Origin of the sequence: Tepidibacter formicigenes DSM 15518, from assembly GCF_900142235.1 — a bacterium.
Taxonomy (GTDB): domain Bacteria; phylum Bacillota; class Clostridia; order Peptostreptococcales; family Peptostreptococcaceae; genus Tepidibacter; species Tepidibacter formicigenes.
Map to the genome: position 1 here is coordinate 1 of NZ_FRAE01000019.1, position 14,654 is coordinate 14,654.

Below are 14,654 nucleotides of genomic sequence, written 5' to 3' on the forward strand. Positions count from 1 at the left end.
TTTAGGCTATTTCCACCAATGGATAATAAAATGCGTAGCATTTCTTTAAAATCTAGCTTTCTTTTTCTTGTAAAATCCTTTTGTGGATTTTTACAAAAGAAATAAGAGTATGTATCCATTTCTAAGAGTATTTTATCTAAATTTCCTTTAATTAAGTCTGCATATTTGTTCATGTGGGAACCTCCTTAATTTTATACTTCCAAGGAATTCACCATAAAATTCATCATATTTGTCAAATTTTTTTGAATAGAAAAAAAGAACAGGGTATGATTTCATACTCTGTTCTTTGATAACCGCCTTCGGCGATGTCTTAACTTAATGACATTGGTTATATAACAGTCCTTTTTCCTGATATAGCACTTATTTCTGAAAATTTAGAGTTTGGATAAGGTTTTGAATATTGACAAAAATCAACCTTGATGATAACATATATAAAAAGAAGTCGAATCATAAAATATATTTTATAAAATTTAATATGTTCGGATGAAAATAGCAGGATGCAAACTGTTATTGGACGAGCCTCTGGAGAGACTCGGTATGAGCACCGAAGGGGAGAAGCTGACATAATATGAACATTCTTAAATAGCGAAACTCTCAGGTAAAAGGACAGAGGATATATTCTAATAAGAGTATATTTTAAACCAGAGGTCAAATCTTAAGATTTGGCTTTTTTTATTTTTGAAAATAATTTAAGGGAGGAATCACATGAGTCAATTGGTAAGTACTTTGAATGGACTAATTTGGAGTAATGCACTAATAATTTTATGTTTAGGAGCAGGGATTTATTTTTCTTTATCAACTCGTTTTTTACAAATTCGTCATATTAAAGAAATGGTAAAATTACTATTTGGAGGTTCTAGTTCAGAACAAGGGGTATCATCATTTCAGGCATTTGCTTTATCAGTTTCAGGTCGTGTTGGTACAGGTAATATTGCTGGGGTTGCTACTGCAATTGCCATGGGAGGACCAGGAGCACTATTTTGGATGTGGGCTATTGCATTTTTAGGTGCAGGGTCTGCTTATGTTGAGTCAGTTTTAGCACAAATTTATAAAATTGAGCAAGATGGTGAATATCGTGGAGGACCTGCATACTACATTGAAAAAGGATTAGGTGTTAAATGGTATGGTGTTACATTTGCTGTTGCAACTATAATTGCCATGGGATTCTTTTTACCAGGAGTTCAATCAAACAGTATTGCTTCAGGAGTTGAAAATGCATTTGGTATTAATCCATTTATTACTGGTATTGTAATAATTATATTTTTAGGAATGATAATATTTGGTGGAGTTAAGCGTATTAGTAAGGCGGCAGAAATAATAGTACCATTTATGGCTGCTGGATATATTTTAATTGCGTTAATAATAATTGTATTAAATATTACTAAATTACCTGACGTTATTGCATTAGTTTTTAAAAGTGCATTTAGCTTTGAACCAGCTTTTGCAGGTATAGTAGGTATGGCAATTTCTTGGGGAGTAAAACGTGGAATCTATTCAAATGAAGCAGCTCAAGGTACAGGACCACAAGCAGCAGCTGCTGCTGAGGTTGATCACCCAGCTCAACAAGGTTTAGTTCAAGCATTTTCAGTATATATAGATACATTATTTGTGTGTTCGGCAACTGGATTTATGATTTTAATTACAGGAATGTATAATGTTTATGATAAAGCTGGTGGATTTATAGTAAATAATTTAGACAATGTTGAGATAGGACCAGCATATACTCAAAAGGCTGTTGAAAGCGTTTTCCCTGCCTTTGGTAGTCAGTTTGTAGCTATAGCTTTATTATTCTTTGCGTTTACTACATTAATGGCTTACTACTATATTGCTGAAACAAATGTTGCTTATTTAATTCAAAAGAGTGGAAATAAAAAATTACTAATTAATGCATTGAGATTTGCTTTGTTAGGTTCTACTTTTTATGGTACAATAAAAACAGCTGAATTAGCATGGGGATTAGGTGATATAGGTGTTGGTTTAATGGCATGGCTGAATGTTATTGCTATATTACTTTTAAGAAAACCTGCATTTAAAGCTCTTAAAGACTATGAAGAACAAATAAAATCTGGCAAAGATTTAAAATTTGATCCTATAAAACTAGGAATTAAAAATGCTGATTTCTGGATAAAAGATAAAAAATCAAAAGAAGTTCGTTAAATACATTAATGTAAAAGGACTGCATAATTGCAGTCCTTTTTGCTATTCTACTTCTTTTTTAAATTCTTCAATACCAACTCTATCTATATAGGATCCTAATCTTTCATGTTTTTTAGCATTTTTTGCATATACTTTAACTATTTTATCTATTATTGGAAATAAATCTTCTTCATCAATATTTTCAAATAATGTATCTCCTATTCTAGGTTTTATACCACCTTTTCCACCTACTTGTATTTTAAAACCTTTTGCAGTACCCATAATTCCTATATCTCTAAAGTGATTTTCTGAACAAGAGTTTGGACATCCACTAACACCTATTTTTAACTTGTTTGGAAGATTCATTCCATGATATAAATTATCTAGCTTCATTCCAACACCAACTGAGTCTTGTTGACCTCTTTTACAGAATGTAGTTCCAGGGCAAAATTTTACACTTCTTACACATAAACCAATTGCAGCACCTGGTTTCATATCTAAATCATTCCAAACATTGTCTAAATCTTCTTCTTTTAAACCTACTATTGCAATTCTTTGTGAAGATGTTAATTTTAAAGCTTGAGCATTGTACTTATCTGCAACATCTGCAATTTTTCTTAGAGTATCTGAAGTTACTAAACCACCTGGAAGATGAGGTGCTATTGCATAAGTCTCCTTATCTCTTTGAAGAACTGCTCCTTTTTCTAATAAATCTTTTGTAGCCATAAAAAAACCCCTTTCATATAAATTATTTTTATTATTACAATGTATAGTATTCCCACTAAATATTCGCTGAAACATAAAATTTTTATAAAATTTCAATTAAAATGTAAAACTAAGTTTAATCCTAGGATAAAAGTAACATAAAAACTAATATATGTTTTTAATGTAGTAAAATTTTGAGACTGTGATATAATTATATCTAGATATAAATTTTTGGGAGTGTGATATATTTTGGATCTGAGTAGTTTGTGGCAATTTTTAGTATTATTTTTATTACTAGGAATATCATCTTTTTTTTCAGCATCAGAAACTGCTTTAATGTCTTTAAGTAAAATAAAAATAAGACATATGAAAGAAGAAAACATTAAAGGAGCAGATGTAGTAAGTAAATTAATTGAAAATCCAAATAAATTATTAGGAGCTATACTTGTAGGCAATAATGTTGTAAATATAGGTGCATCAGCACTAGCTACATCTTTATTTATAAAGCTTTTTAAAGAAAACGGAGCAGCAATTGCAACTGCTTTTATGACAATACTTGTTTTAATATTTGGAGAAATAACTCCTAAATCATTAGCTGCACAAAAATCAGAAGAAGTTTCTTTAAAGGTTTCAAAGCCTATATCTTTTATAGTTATTATTCTTAATCCTATTGTAATTGTATTCAATTATTTATCAAAAATTATAATTAAACTATTTGGTGGAAATCCAGATGCTCATCAACCATTCATAACAGAAGAAGAATTAAGAACAATGGTAGATGTAGGCCATGAAGAGGGAGTACTTGAAGTTGAAGAAAAAGAAATGATACAAAATGTATTTGAGTTTGGAGACTTACAAGCAAAAGATGCAATGATTCAAAGAACTGATGTAGTAGCTATTGATATCGAATCAACATATGATGAAATAGTTGAAATATTTAAGAAAGACCATTTTTCAAGAATGCCAGTGTATGAGGGAAATATTGATGATATAATAGGAATACTAAATGTAAAAGATTTAGTATTTGTTGAAAAGGATAAACAAAATTTTGATATAAAAACTTATGTTAGAGAACCTTTTTTTACATTTGAATTTAAAAAAATTACAGAATTATTTAAAGAAATGAGAGAAGAAAAAGTTCATATGGCAATAGTTCTTGATGAGTATGGAGGAACTGCTGGAATTGTTACTATGGAGGATTTATTAGAAGAAATAGTAGGAGATATTGAAGATGAATACGATGAAGAAGATGATGAAATACAAATTATAAATGAAAATGAATATATAGTAGATGGAAGTGCTAGAATAAATTTAGTAAATGAAATTGTAGGAACAAATATTGAATCAGAAGAATTTGATTCAATTGGAGGAGTTTTAATAGGTCAATTAGGAAGACTTCCAGAAGAAGGAGAAGTAGTAGAATACGATAATATTAAATTTATAGTTGAAAGCATAGATAAAAATAGAATAAAAACTATAAGAATGTTTATATAGTTTTTACAAAATAGAATCCAAAATATAAAGGATTCTATTTTTATTTTTTGAATATATAAAAGCTAAAAAGTAGATACTATGTGCAAAATGATTAATTAAGGTGATTATTATGTTCAATAAAGCTTTTATAAAAGATTTAAAAAAATCATTAATTTTTATATTAATATACTCAATAGTATTTATAATATTTTCTATAACTATATCATATACATTTCCCTTTTTAATAGCTCTTTTAATATCGACAATTATAAGACCTTGTACTGATTTTTTAAAAAATAAACTTAAAATAAAAAGGGAAATAGGAGCAATTATATGTACCTTATTAGTAATAATGTTAATGTTTTTTAGTTTGATAATACTTTTATATAATATAGCTGGTCAGTCAAAAGCAATTTTAAATTCAATACCAGATATGAGTACAATACATAATTATATAGATGGACAGATATATAAATTAAATGGTTTTGATTCTAATTTAGTACAAAAACTGCAAAATCAAATAGCTTATTATACTTCAAGTATATTTGATACAGGAGTTAAAATAATAAATAAAGCAGTTTACTTAGCAATAACAGTTCCAGCTATAATAGTAATTATATTTGTAACATTAATTGCTATATATTTTTTCTCAAGAGATATAGAAAAGATAGAAGAAAATTTTTTTTCTATTTTTTCAAATGAAGGAAAAGAAAAATCTAAAGAAATTTTAAGACAAGCCAATCATATGTTTTTTGGATATATGAAAGCATATTTTATTTTAATAGGAATAGGATTTATTTTTTCATTGATTGGGCTTTCTATATTAAAAGTAAAATATGCATTGATGCTAAGTTTTTTAGCAGCTATATTTGATATAGTTCCAGTGCTTGGAATAGCAATAATCTATTTTCCTTTAGCTATATTTTATTTTATAAATAAAAAGTTTATGTTAGCTATAGGAGTGATAATTCTTTTTGCTATAGTTACTATAGTAAGAGAATTATTAGAGCCAAAGCTCATTTCAGAGTCAGTGGGAATACATCCAGTAACAGCCCTAGCTGTAATATTTATAGGCCTTAAAGCTTATGGTTTTTTTGGTATGATGTATTTAATATTATTAGTTGTTTTTTATAAAATATTTAAAAACGTAGATATACTTTAAAAAATAAATATATAAAAAAATATTTTTATGAGTACAAAAAAATGGTAGAATATAAATGAAAAGGTTTTTTGGGAGGGATATATTATGACAAATGTTTTAGAAAGATTTTTGAAATATGTAAAATATGATACAAAGGCTGATGAAAATTCTAATACTTGTCCTAGTACTAATAGTCAAATTGAATTTGGTAAGGATTTAGTAGAAGAGTTAAAATCAATAGGAATGAGTGATGTAACTATTGATGAAAATGGATACATAATGGCAACACTTGAAGCAAATACTGATAAAGAAGTAGATACAATTGGATTTATAGCTCATATGGATACATCTCCAGATATGAGTGGTGCTAATGTTAATCCTAAAATAGTTGAAAATTATGATGGTAAAGATATAGTATTAAATGAAGAAAATAATATTATATTATCACCAAAAGATTCTCCTGAGCTTTTAAATTACATAGGAAAAAATTTAATAACTACAGATGGAACAACTCTTTTAGGAGCAGATGATAAGGCTGGTATTGCAGAAATAATAACAGCAATGGAGTATTTAATTAATAATCCTCAAATAAAGCATGGAAAAATAAGAGTAGGATTTACTCCAGACGAGGAAATAGGAAGAGGTGCTGACAAGTTTGACGTAGAAAAATTTGGAGCTAAATATGCCTATACTTTAGATGGAGGAGAAATTGGAGAACTTGAATATGAAAACTTTAATGCAGCAGCTGCGGTTATTACTGTAAAAGGTAAAAATGTTCATCCTGGATATGCAAAGGATAAAATGAAGAATGCACTTTTAATAGGTATGGAACTGAATGATATGCTTCCAAAAGATGAAATACCATCAAAAACTTGTGATTATGAAGGATTTTATCATTTAAATGATTTTAATGGTAATGTAGAAGAGTGCAAAATGATTTATATAATAAGAGAGTTTGATAGAAATAAGTTTGAAGAAAGAAAAGAATTAATGAAAAGTATAGTTGAAAAAATTAATGAAAAATATGGTGATAAAACTGTAATACTCGATATGAAAGATCAGTATTATAATATGAAGGAAAAAGTAGAGCCAGTTAAGCATATAGTTGATATTGCAGAAGAGGCTATGAAAGAAGTTGGGATAACTCCTAAAGTAAAACCTATAAGAGGAGGTACAGATGGAGCTAGGCTTTCTTTTATGGGACTTCCAACACCTAATATATTTGCAGGTGGACATAATTTCCATGGCAGATATGAATATATACCAACTTTTTCTATGGAGAAAGCAGTTGAGCTTATAGTTAAAATAATACAAAAATATGAACAAAAATAAATTAATGAAAAATCAAATCTCGTATTATTTAATATGAGATTTGATTTTTTATTTGAATTTTAAATATATTGTTTAGAAAATTATAAAATTTTGCAAAAAAATGATATAATAATATATACATACTAAAGAAGGGAGAATCATAAAATGAGTTTTTTTAAAAATATTTTAGAATTTGTTAATAATATAAGCTTAAATACTCTTGTCAAAAACCTAAATATGTATGTATTATATTATTATATAATTATAAATTTTTATGGATTTATATTAGTTGGCCTTGATAAAAGAAAAGCAAGAAGAAGACAGTTTAGAACTAGAGAAGTTAGGTTTTTTATAACTTCATTTATAGGTGGAGCTTTAGGTGTAGTTATGGGAATGACGGTTTTTAGGCATAAAACACAAAAGAGTAGCTTTTATAAAGGAATTCCAGCAATATTCTTGTTAAATATAATAAGTTTATTATATTTATATAAATATATTATTTTTTAATTAATTTCAAAATAGGGGGTAGAAGTATGTATGCTTTATTTTTAGTTCTAAATAAATTAGATAAGCTAGATGATATACTAGATATATTTTATCATCTAGGACTAGGGGCTACAGCTATAGACAGTGAAGGAATGGGGAAGGTACTACTTGAACATGATGTTGATATTCCTATATTTTCAGGTATAAAAAAACTTATAGAGGGTCATAAGCCTTATAATAAAACTATAGTAAGTGTAATAAGAGATGGATCTGTACTTAGAGAAGCAGTAGATAAGATTAAGAAAGAGCTTAACTATATAGAAAAGCCAGGAGTAGGGTTTTTATTTGTAGTCCCAGTTATAGAATGCCATGGTTTTGGTGTTGATGAAATGAAATAATAAAGTCCTGTATTGTATCTTGGATACAATACAGGACTTTATTATTTCATAGTTATTTCTTTTATAACAGAATTGTTATTTATATTAATAAGTTTAATACTATTATCTTCTATTAAAGCTACAGAGTGAATTTCATCTTTAGGAAGAGATGTACTACCTGGATTTAGAACTATTAAATCCTCATATTTATACAACTCTTTAATATGAGTATGCCCTGATATAAATATATCAGCTCTATAATTTTTTGCAATTTTAATTAAATCTTCTTTAGATTTTTTGTAGCCATGGCATAAAAATATTTTAAGGCTACCTAGTTGAGTAAAAACATAGGGTGCTTGTATTGGGTGGTTTATAACCATTTGATCTACATCACAGTCACAGTTTCCTCTAGTAAATATTAAATTATTTAATGAGTTAATTTTGTTTGCTAATTCTTTTGGGTTATAGCCATCAGGAAGAGGATTTCTCGGACCGTGATAAAGTATATCTCCTCCATGAAGAATATAATCACAATCGCCTAAAATATTAAGAGCTTTTTCAAAAAAAGTTAAGCTACCATGAGTGTCACTAATAATACCTATTTTCATTTGTATACCTCCTATAAAAATTTTTCAGATACTTTGCTCCAAAATTCATAATTTTTAAGCCTTAAAAGTTTTACTTTAAATTTAGAAGATTTTACACTAATTTTAGTTATTTCATTATATTTATGTTCAATACCATCGTTTACTATCAAAATAGAATTTTCAAATCTATATTCAGGACTTACATTTACAACAGAATCATGTGATAAAATTATACTAGAAGTAAATGACCTATAAGCGTTAGTGTTTATAGGTGCAAGTGGAGTTATTTGAATCAATTTTAAATGTGGATCAACAATACTCCCACCCGCAGAATAATTATATGCAGTAGAGCCCATAGGAGTTGAAACTATAATTCCGTCTCCACTAAACCTTTCTATAAAATTATTATTTACACTTATGTTTAAGTGAATAGTTCTAGATACATCTCCTTTTATTACAATTTCATTTATAGCTAAAGATTCAATACAGGTGTTTCTTGTACATATAGATGTTTCTATAGGATTTATTTCTTGTATGTAATAATCATTACTCAAATATGAATCTATAAAATTATTTATTTCAAATGGATGAAGTTCCTGAAAAAATCCTAAATGCCCTGTATTTATACCTATTATAGGAATTTTAGGAAAATTATATTCATGAACTGTTCTTAAAAAGGAACCATCCCCCCCTATGCAAATTATAAGTTCTGCATCATAACTAAATTCATCTGGAACCTTAAATCCTAGAGATTCTAATCTTGTTTTTAGAAGTTTTGCTGTATTTTGAGACTTTGTATATTCATTAGCAGTTATATTTATTATTCTATTCATAACAATCTCTCCTTTATACCCTATACATATTATATCATAAATGCAAAAATCTAATAACTTGCCTACTTAAAATATAAATAATATAATACTTTTGATAGAGTATTATATATGGACTAAGTTAATGTCTATATAGAAGGAGGAAATATTTTGTTAAGTAAAGAAAATCAAAAACATAATTTAATTTCATATGAAATTGAAGATGATGTATTAACTCTTAAGGAAGTTCTTTTAGATAAGTTAAATATGTCAGTTAGATTTATATCTAAAATAAAAAAAGATAAAAGTATATTTGTAAATGGGCAGTTTAAAAGGCTTAACTACGAGGTAAAAAAAGGAGATTTAATAAAAATAAAAATAAAAGAAGATCCTAATAATTTTGAGTGTGAGAATTTAAGGATTAATGTTTTATATGAAGATTTTGATATTATATTAGTAAACAAGCCTCCATTTATGGTAGTACACCCTACTAAAAGTCACCCAAAAGGAACACTTGCTAATGGGCTTATGTTTTATCTAAGAGATAAAAAGGAAAAGCCTAGAATAAGATTTGTAAATAGGCTTGATATGAATACATCTGGACTTTTAGTAGTAGCTAAAAATGCTTATGCACATCACATACTATCAGAGGATATGAGTAAGAACTTAGTTACTAAAAAATATTTAACTATAGTAAAGGGAGTAGTTAAAAAAGATTTTGGTACTATAGATGCTCCTATATATAGACCAAGTGATGATAGTATAAAAAGAATAGTACATGAAAATGGACAAAAATCTATAACTCATTTTAAAGTGATAGATAGGTTAAAAGATGCAACTGTAATAGAAGTGATTCTTGAAACTGGAAGAACACATCAAATAAGAGTCCATATGAATTATATAGGACATCCAATAATAGGAGATGAACTTTACGGATATGTAGACGAAAATCTAATAAAAAGACAAGCACTTCATGCTATTGAACTTGAGTTTAAACAACCTAGAACAAAAGAAAACCTAAAGTTTAAAGCAGATATACCAGAAGATATGAAAGATTTAATAAAGAAGCTAAAGGAGGATGAAAATGCTAATACATAAATTTATAATTCATGTTTTAGATAAAAATTCTGATACACCGATACTTAATGATTTTGAGGGAGAAATTAATGAAGAAGTAGAAGAGTTATTGGTTAAGCATATAAGTAAAGCATTAAAAGATGATGACTTAAAAAAATGTAAATTTAATGAAGGACCAAATATAGTTAAAGAATGCTGTGAGGAAATAATATATGATGAAATTACTTTTGTAGATAATTCAAAGAAAATAGCAAATGAGATGTTTAAAATCATAAAAAGTAATCAAAATATTTCTTCTTGTGATTTAGTTATATGTTTATACTCTATAGATGATGATAAATATGTAGGGTTATTAAAGCTTGATTATAAAAAGTCATATACTCATTCCATAGAATTTATAGAAGAAAAATTCAAAATTCAAATAGTTCCTAATGAGGTAGGGCTTCCAAGTTCATCTCAAAAGATTAAAAAATGTGCGTTTATAGGATTATCAGGAGTAAATGATGATTATCATTTAGAGGTTTTAGACAGAGATTTAAATAAAAGCTCAGATAAAGAAGGGAACTTCTTTATATCTAATTTCTTAAACTGTGATATTATAATGGACAATAAGGATAAAACAAAAATATTTAGAAATTCAACAGAAAAATGGGTAAAAAACAGTCTTTATGATGATATACAAACAGCAGCAATACTTAGAGAAAATTTAGTAAATACATTAAAGTATAAAGATGAAGTAGATATAAATAACTTTGTAGATGAAGTAATTGAAGATGAAAATTTAAAAGAAAGCTTTATAGAGCATATTTCAAGAGAAGGAATTGAGGAAGATAATTTTACAATAGATAAAGATTGGGTTGAAAAAAAGCTTAAAAAGAAAAATATAAAAACTGATACAGGGTTTGAAATAAAAGGAAATTTAGAGGACTTTGAAGATTATCTTAAATATCAAATGAAACAAAATAGCGATGGAAGTGTAGATATAATAATTAAAAATGTAAAATTTTATGAAGAAAAATAAAGAGGGAAATCCCTCTTTTTTAATTACTTATTATTTTCGATGTAATCACAAATATCTCCTATGTTTTTGAAGTTTTCAGCTTCTTCATCTGGAATTTCAACTTCAAATTCATCTTCAAGAGCCATCATTATTTCAACAGCATCAAGTGAATCTGCTTCTAAATCTTTAATTAAAGAAGTTTCTCTTGTTATAGAATCTACATCGTCAACACCTAGTTGATCAGCTATTATTTCTCTTACCTTTTCAAACATGTATTTACCTCCCTAATAAACTTTTTCAATTGAGTATTTTCAATAGTAGTTTAATATATGTTGAATTATTTTTCAACATTTTTTTTTATAGATAAAATTTATTTTTAAAAATTATATATTAAAATTATTGGAATAACAAGTCCAAATTTGAATATAAATATAATGAAACTACTACAAAGGAGGAAAATTATGAAGAAGTTTATAATTATTTTCAATGTATATCTATTAATTTTCTTTATATTATTAGGCTTTTGTCAGAATACAATATTATTGACAATTAAAGATGTAAAGCCCTATGTGAGAGAAATAAACTTTATAGTAGATGACTATAATAATAATCCCAAATATGTGAAATTAAATAAAGATATTTACTTAAATAGAATAAACAACATAAAAAGTGGATTGTCTAATATAAAAAAGCCTTATGCTTTTGATAAATATTTTAAATACAAAATAATGTCAATTGAAAAACTTCAATTAGTTTTAGAAAATGTTAACAAAGATTCAAGCAATATAAATAAATATGTTCAAGAGTATAATAAGTACAATAATTTAGCACAAAAAGAAAAAGAAAAAATTCTAAAAAGCACATTTATAAGAGTAACACATTTTAACGTATCCTCATATCATAAAAGAGAAGGAGCTAACCTTCAATAATATGAATATAGGGGGTATATAAATGGCTACTAAATTAGGAGATTTATTCCGTGGCGGATGTGGCGGATTTGGAGGATTATTTGGAGATGATGATTCTGGTTTTATATTAATATTATTATTATTAGTACTATTCTGTTGTTGTGATTTTGATTTTGATTTTGGATGTGGTGGAGATAATAGTTTTCTATTTATAATTTTAATATTAATTTTAGTATGCTTCTGCTTCAATGATGGTTGTGGATGCTAAAAAGAGCTAGTATTAATCTAGCTCCTTTTTTATATTAACAAACTTAATGCAAAATTCATATTATATAGCAGAAGGTATAACCTTCAATAAAAAATAGGAGGTTAGGTTATGGGTTGTTTTAAAGACTTTGATGGATGGTGGATAATAGGTTTATTCTTTTTATTTGTATTATTCCAAGATTGTATAGACGATATAGAAATATGTGACTGGATTCCATTTTTAATACTAATATTAATACTTTGTTCATGCAATGAATTTGACTGCTAATTAAAAAAAGAGCTAATTTTAGCTCTTTTTTTAAAAGTAATAACACATTTAATAAGATATTCATAGTATAAAGAAGAAGGTATAACCTTCAAATAAATAAAATAGGAGGTTAGGTTATGGGTTGTTTTAGAAATTTTGATGGATGGTGGATAATAGCATTATTCTTTTTATTTGTATTATTCCAAGATTGTATAGACGATATAGAAATATGTGACTGGATTCCATTTTTAATACTAATATTAATACTTTGCTCATGTAATGAATTTGACTGCTAATTAAAAAAAGAGCTAATTTTAGCTCTTTTTTTAAAAGTAATAACACATTTGATAGAAAATTCATATTATATAGCAGAAGGTATGATCTTCAATAAAAAATAGGAGGTTAGGTTATGGGTTTATTTAAAGACTTTGATGGATGGTGGATAATAGCATTATTTTTCTTATTTGTAATATTCTCAGAAACAATTGAAGACATAGAAATATGCGATTGGATCCCATTCTTAATATTAATATTAATACTTTGTTCATGCAATGAATTCGATTGCTAAAAATCAAAAAATTCTCACATAATTATGTGGGAATTTTTTTTATAAATAATAACACATTTTAAGGTAATTTCATAATATAAAGAAGAAGGTTTAATCTTCAAGTAAAAAAATAGGAGGTTAGATTATGGGTTTATTTAAAGACTTTGATGGATGGTGGATAATAGCATTATTTTTCTTATTTGTAATATTCTCAGATACAATTGAAGACATAGAAATATGTGATTGGATTCCGTTTTTAGTATTAATATTAATACTTTGTGCATGCAATGAATTTGATTGCTGTTAATAAGTAAGAATAAAGAGTTAGTTTAAAACTAGCTCTTTATTTTTTGGTTATTTTAGTGGTATAATAAATACTTGACAATTACGAAGAATATTAAATTTAAATAAGGGAAAAATTCAAAAATAAGAAGGAGTGATACTATGGTTACAATAAAGGATGTAGCTAAAAAAGCTGGAGTTTCTATATCTACAGTTTCAAGAGTTATAAACAATTCAAAACCAGTTAGTAATGAAATAAGACAAAGGGTATTAAAGGTAATTAAAGAGACGGGATATGTTCCAAATCCATTAGCTAGAAGTCTTGTAACTAAGAAAAGTCAATTAATAGGAGTGATAGTTCCTGATATATCTGATTTTTTCATGGGAGAGCTTCTAAATGGAATAGAAGAAGTGGGAAAAATATATGATTATGATATACTTTTATGTAACAGCTACGGAGAACCAGATGAAGAATTAAAGTACATAAATCTATTAAAATCAAAACAAGTAGCAGGAATTATATTTGTATCATGGAAAATGGAAAAAAGGCATGTAGAAGCTATAGAATCTGGAAATATTCCAGCAGTATATATAAGTAAGAATGCTAAAGATTTTGATATTTACTCTGTAAGTATTGATAATTTTAAGGCTTCTTATGAGATGACAAAATACTTAATAGAAAATGGCCATAAAAAGATAGCTTTTATAAAATCTTCTGTACAAGATAGTATAATGGACTCAGATAGATTTAAAGGATATAAAAAAGCTTTAGAAGAAAATAATATAAAATTAGAAGAAACTTTAATTAAAGAAGGAGATTCAACTAGTGAGTCTGGGCATTATCTTATGAATGAAATATTTGAGTTTAAAAATATTCCAGACGCAGTGTTTGCAGCAAATGATGAGGTTGCAGTAGGTGTTATTAACTGCATATTAGATAATGGATATAAAGTTCCAGAAGATATTTCAGTAGCAGGGTTTAATGATATAAAATTAGCATCTTTATATAGACCAAGTCTTACAACCATAAAACAGCCTATATATGATATGGGGGCAGTTTCAATAAGAATGATAGTAAAAATGATAAATGAAGAAGAAATAGGAGATAAAAATATTTATCTGCCTTATAAATTAATTGAAAGACAAAGTGTATCTAAAAAGTAGGTTAAAGCCTACTTCTTTTTTTGATATAATTCTTTAATTATATAACAAATTATCGCTTTAGTGTAGTAAAAAATATACTATATGTACAAAAATATTTTAAAAATAGAGGGAAAATTAGAATGATATAGAATATTTTA

At 26.8% G+C, this 14,654-nt stretch carries 19 protein-coding genes and 1 riboswitch; of the genes, 15 read left to right on the top strand and 4 right to left on the bottom strand.

Going from position 1 to position 14,654, the window contains the following annotated elements:
• Positions 1-512: 512 nt before the first annotated feature.
• A riboswitch (glycine riboswitch) is annotated at positions 513-620 on the top strand.
• An 85-nt stretch (positions 621-705) separates the two neighbouring features.
• Positions 706-2,157: an alanine/glycine:cation symporter family protein gene (locus BUA77_RS05295; RefSeq protein ID WP_072888044.1), complete on the top strand. Its 1,452-nt coding sequence runs from the start codon at positions 706-708 to the stop codon at positions 2,155-2,157.
• Between the two features lie 42 nt (positions 2,158-2,199).
• Here BUA77_RS05295 and BUA77_RS05300 read toward each other — a convergent pair whose 3' ends face one another.
• Positions 2,200-2,862 (bottom strand): nitrite/sulfite reductase domain-containing protein, encoded by a 663-nt coding sequence (locus BUA77_RS05300; RefSeq protein ID WP_072888046.1) that lies wholly within the window; start codon positions 2,860-2,862, stop codon positions 2,200-2,202.
• Between the two features lie 228 nt (positions 2,863-3,090).
• Here BUA77_RS05300 and BUA77_RS05305 point away from each other — a divergent pair, with 228 nt between their 5' ends.
• The 5 genes from BUA77_RS05305 to BUA77_RS05325 all read left to right on the top strand — a co-directional run bounded on the left by BUA77_RS05305 (position 3,091) and on the right by BUA77_RS05325 (position 7,650).
• Complete coding sequence (locus BUA77_RS05305; RefSeq protein ID WP_072888048.1) at positions 3,091-4,335, top strand: HlyC/CorC family transporter; 1,245 nt, start codon at positions 3,091-3,093, stop codon at positions 4,333-4,335.
• A 109-nt stretch (positions 4,336-4,444) separates the two neighbouring features.
• Positions 4,445-5,476, top strand: coding sequence for a sporulation integral membrane protein YtvI (gene ytvI, locus BUA77_RS05310; protein ID WP_072888050.1), 1,032 nt, complete (start codon positions 4,445-4,447; stop codon positions 5,474-5,476).
• An 84-nt stretch (positions 5,477-5,560) separates the two neighbouring features.
• On the top strand, positions 5,561-6,787 hold the full coding sequence (pepT, locus tag BUA77_RS05315; RefSeq protein WP_072888052.1) for a peptidase T: 1,227 nt from the start codon (positions 5,561-5,563) through the stop codon (positions 6,785-6,787).
• 144 nt (positions 6,788-6,931) lie between these two features.
• The gene (locus BUA77_RS05320) at positions 6,932-7,273 is read left to right on the top strand and encodes a DUF1294 domain-containing protein (protein WP_084605528.1); all 342 of its coding nucleotides are present in this window, start codon (positions 6,932-6,934) and stop codon (positions 7,271-7,273) included.
• Between the two features lie 26 nt (positions 7,274-7,299).
• The gene (locus BUA77_RS05325; RefSeq protein ID WP_072888054.1) at positions 7,300-7,650 is read left to right on the top strand and encodes a hypothetical protein; all 351 of its coding nucleotides are present in this window, start codon (positions 7,300-7,302) and stop codon (positions 7,648-7,650) included.
• A gap of 41 nt (positions 7,651-7,691) precedes the next feature.
• Here the strand turns inward: BUA77_RS05325 and yfcE are convergent, their stop codons facing one another.
• Together yfcE and BUA77_RS05335 are read right to left on the bottom strand one after the other, a co-directional pair.
• On the bottom strand, positions 7,692-8,237 hold the full coding sequence (yfcE, locus tag BUA77_RS05330; protein ID WP_072888056.1) for a phosphodiesterase: 546 nt from the start codon (positions 8,235-8,237) through the stop codon (positions 7,692-7,694).
• Positions 8,238-8,248: 11 nt separating this feature from the next.
• Positions 8,249-9,049, bottom strand: a complete 801-nt coding sequence (locus BUA77_RS05335) for an NAD(+)/NADH kinase (protein ID WP_072888058.1) — start codon at positions 9,047-9,049, stop codon at positions 8,249-8,251.
• Positions 9,050-9,196: 147 nt separating this feature from the next.
• Here BUA77_RS05335 and BUA77_RS05340 point away from each other — a divergent pair, with 147 nt between their 5' ends.
• Together BUA77_RS05340 and BUA77_RS05345 are read left to right on the top strand one after the other, a co-directional pair.
• Positions 9,197-10,123 carry an RluA family pseudouridine synthase gene (locus BUA77_RS05340; protein ID WP_072888060.1) on the top strand — a complete coding sequence of 309 codons (927 nt, stop codon included), beginning with the start codon at positions 9,197-9,199 and terminating at the stop codon, positions 10,121-10,123.
• Positions 10,110-11,123: a nucleoid-associated protein gene (locus tag BUA77_RS05345; RefSeq protein ID WP_072888063.1), complete on the top strand. Its 1,014-nt coding sequence runs from the start codon at positions 10,110-10,112 to the stop codon at positions 11,121-11,123. Before BUA77_RS05340 ends, BUA77_RS05345 begins: the two co-directional genes overlap by 14 nt.
• A 23-nt stretch (positions 11,124-11,146) precedes the next feature.
• Here the strand turns inward: BUA77_RS05345 and acpP are convergent, their stop codons facing one another.
• Complete coding sequence (gene acpP / locus BUA77_RS05350) at positions 11,147-11,374, bottom strand: acyl carrier protein (protein WP_072888065.1); 228 nt, start codon at positions 11,372-11,374, stop codon at positions 11,147-11,149.
• Positions 11,375-11,563: 189 nt separating this feature from the next.
• On the opposite strand from acpP, the gene BUA77_RS05355 reads away from it, so the two are divergent.
• The 7 genes from BUA77_RS05355 (at position 11,564) to BUA77_RS05365 (ending at position 14,517) form a co-directional block, all read left to right on the top strand.
• The gene (locus tag BUA77_RS05355; protein WP_072888067.1) at positions 11,564-12,031 is read left to right on the top strand and encodes a hypothetical protein; all 468 of its coding nucleotides are present in this window, start codon (positions 11,564-11,566) and stop codon (positions 12,029-12,031) included.
• A 22-nt stretch (positions 12,032-12,053) separates the two neighbouring features.
• On the top strand, positions 12,054-12,278 hold the full coding sequence (locus BUA77_RS05360; RefSeq protein WP_072888069.1) for a hypothetical protein: 225 nt from the start codon (positions 12,054-12,056) through the stop codon (positions 12,276-12,278).
• 108 nt (positions 12,279-12,386) lie between these two features.
• Complete coding sequence (locus BUA77_RS14145; RefSeq protein ID WP_200773924.1) at positions 12,387-12,545, top strand: hypothetical protein; 159 nt, start codon at positions 12,387-12,389, stop codon at positions 12,543-12,545.
• 116 nt (positions 12,546-12,661) lie between these two features.
• Positions 12,662-12,820, top strand: a complete 159-nt coding sequence (locus BUA77_RS14150; protein WP_200773925.1) for a hypothetical protein — start codon at positions 12,662-12,664, stop codon at positions 12,818-12,820.
• 113 nt (positions 12,821-12,933) lie between these two features.
• Positions 12,934-13,092, top strand: coding sequence for a hypothetical protein (locus tag BUA77_RS14155; RefSeq protein ID WP_200773926.1), 159 nt, complete (start codon positions 12,934-12,936; stop codon positions 13,090-13,092).
• A 124-nt stretch (positions 13,093-13,216) separates the two neighbouring features.
• Positions 13,217-13,378, top strand: coding sequence for a hypothetical protein (locus BUA77_RS14160; RefSeq protein WP_200773927.1), 162 nt, complete (start codon positions 13,217-13,219; stop codon positions 13,376-13,378).
• A 137-nt stretch (positions 13,379-13,515) separates the two neighbouring features.
• On the top strand, positions 13,516-14,517 hold the full coding sequence (locus BUA77_RS05365) for a LacI family DNA-binding transcriptional regulator (RefSeq protein ID WP_072888071.1): 1,002 nt from the start codon (positions 13,516-13,518) through the stop codon (positions 14,515-14,517).
• Positions 14,518-14,654 lie beyond the last annotated feature (137 nt).

Excerpts from the sequence above, each read along its gene's own strand:
- BUA77_RS05320 (WP_084605528.1), top strand. The coding sequence starts at position 6,932 with ATGAGTTTTTTTAAAAATATTTTAGAATTTGTTAATAATATAAGCTTA.
- BUA77_RS05325 (WP_072888054.1), top strand. The coding sequence starts at position 7,300 with ATGTATGCTTTATTTTTAGTTCTAAATAAATTAGATAAGCTAGATGAT.
- BUA77_RS05345 (WP_072888063.1), top strand. The coding sequence starts at position 10,110 with ATGCTAATACATAAATTTATAATTCATGTTTTAGATAAAAATTCTGAT.
- BUA77_RS14155 (WP_200773926.1), top strand. The coding sequence starts at position 12,934 with ATGGGTTTATTTAAAGACTTTGATGGATGGTGGATAATAGCATTATTT.
- yfcE (WP_072888056.1), bottom strand. The coding sequence starts at position 8,237 with ATGAAAATAGGTATTATTAGTGACACTCATGGTAGCTTAACTTTTTTT.
- BUA77_RS05360 (WP_072888069.1), top strand. The coding sequence starts at position 12,054 with ATGGCTACTAAATTAGGAGATTTATTCCGTGGCGGATGTGGCGGATTT.
- BUA77_RS05365 (WP_072888071.1), top strand. The coding sequence starts at position 13,516 with ATGGTTACAATAAAGGATGTAGCTAAAAAAGCTGGAGTTTCTATATCT.
- pepT (WP_072888052.1), top strand. The coding sequence starts at position 5,561 with ATGACAAATGTTTTAGAAAGATTTTTGAAATATGTAAAATATGATACA.
- BUA77_RS05355 (WP_072888067.1), top strand. The coding sequence starts at position 11,564 with ATGAAGAAGTTTATAATTATTTTCAATGTATATCTATTAATTTTCTTT.
- BUA77_RS14145 (WP_200773924.1), top strand. The coding sequence starts at position 12,387 with ATGGGTTGTTTTAAAGACTTTGATGGATGGTGGATAATAGGTTTATTC.
- BUA77_RS05300 (WP_072888046.1), bottom strand. The coding sequence starts at position 2,862 with ATGGCTACAAAAGATTTATTAGAAAAAGGAGCAGTTCTTCAAAGAGAT.
- BUA77_RS05335 (WP_072888058.1), bottom strand. The coding sequence starts at position 9,049 with ATGAATAGAATAATAAATATAACTGCTAATGAATATACAAAGTCTCAA.
- BUA77_RS14160 (WP_200773927.1), top strand. The coding sequence starts at position 13,217 with ATGGGTTTATTTAAAGACTTTGATGGATGGTGGATAATAGCATTATTT.
- acpP (WP_072888065.1), bottom strand. The coding sequence starts at position 11,374 with ATGTTTGAAAAGGTAAGAGAAATAATAGCTGATCAACTAGGTGTTGAC.
- BUA77_RS05295 (WP_072888044.1), top strand. The coding sequence starts at position 706 with ATGAGTCAATTGGTAAGTACTTTGAATGGACTAATTTGGAGTAATGCA.
- BUA77_RS14150 (WP_200773925.1), top strand. The coding sequence starts at position 12,662 with ATGGGTTGTTTTAGAAATTTTGATGGATGGTGGATAATAGCATTATTC.
- ytvI (WP_072888050.1), top strand. The coding sequence starts at position 4,445 with ATGTTCAATAAAGCTTTTATAAAAGATTTAAAAAAATCATTAATTTTT.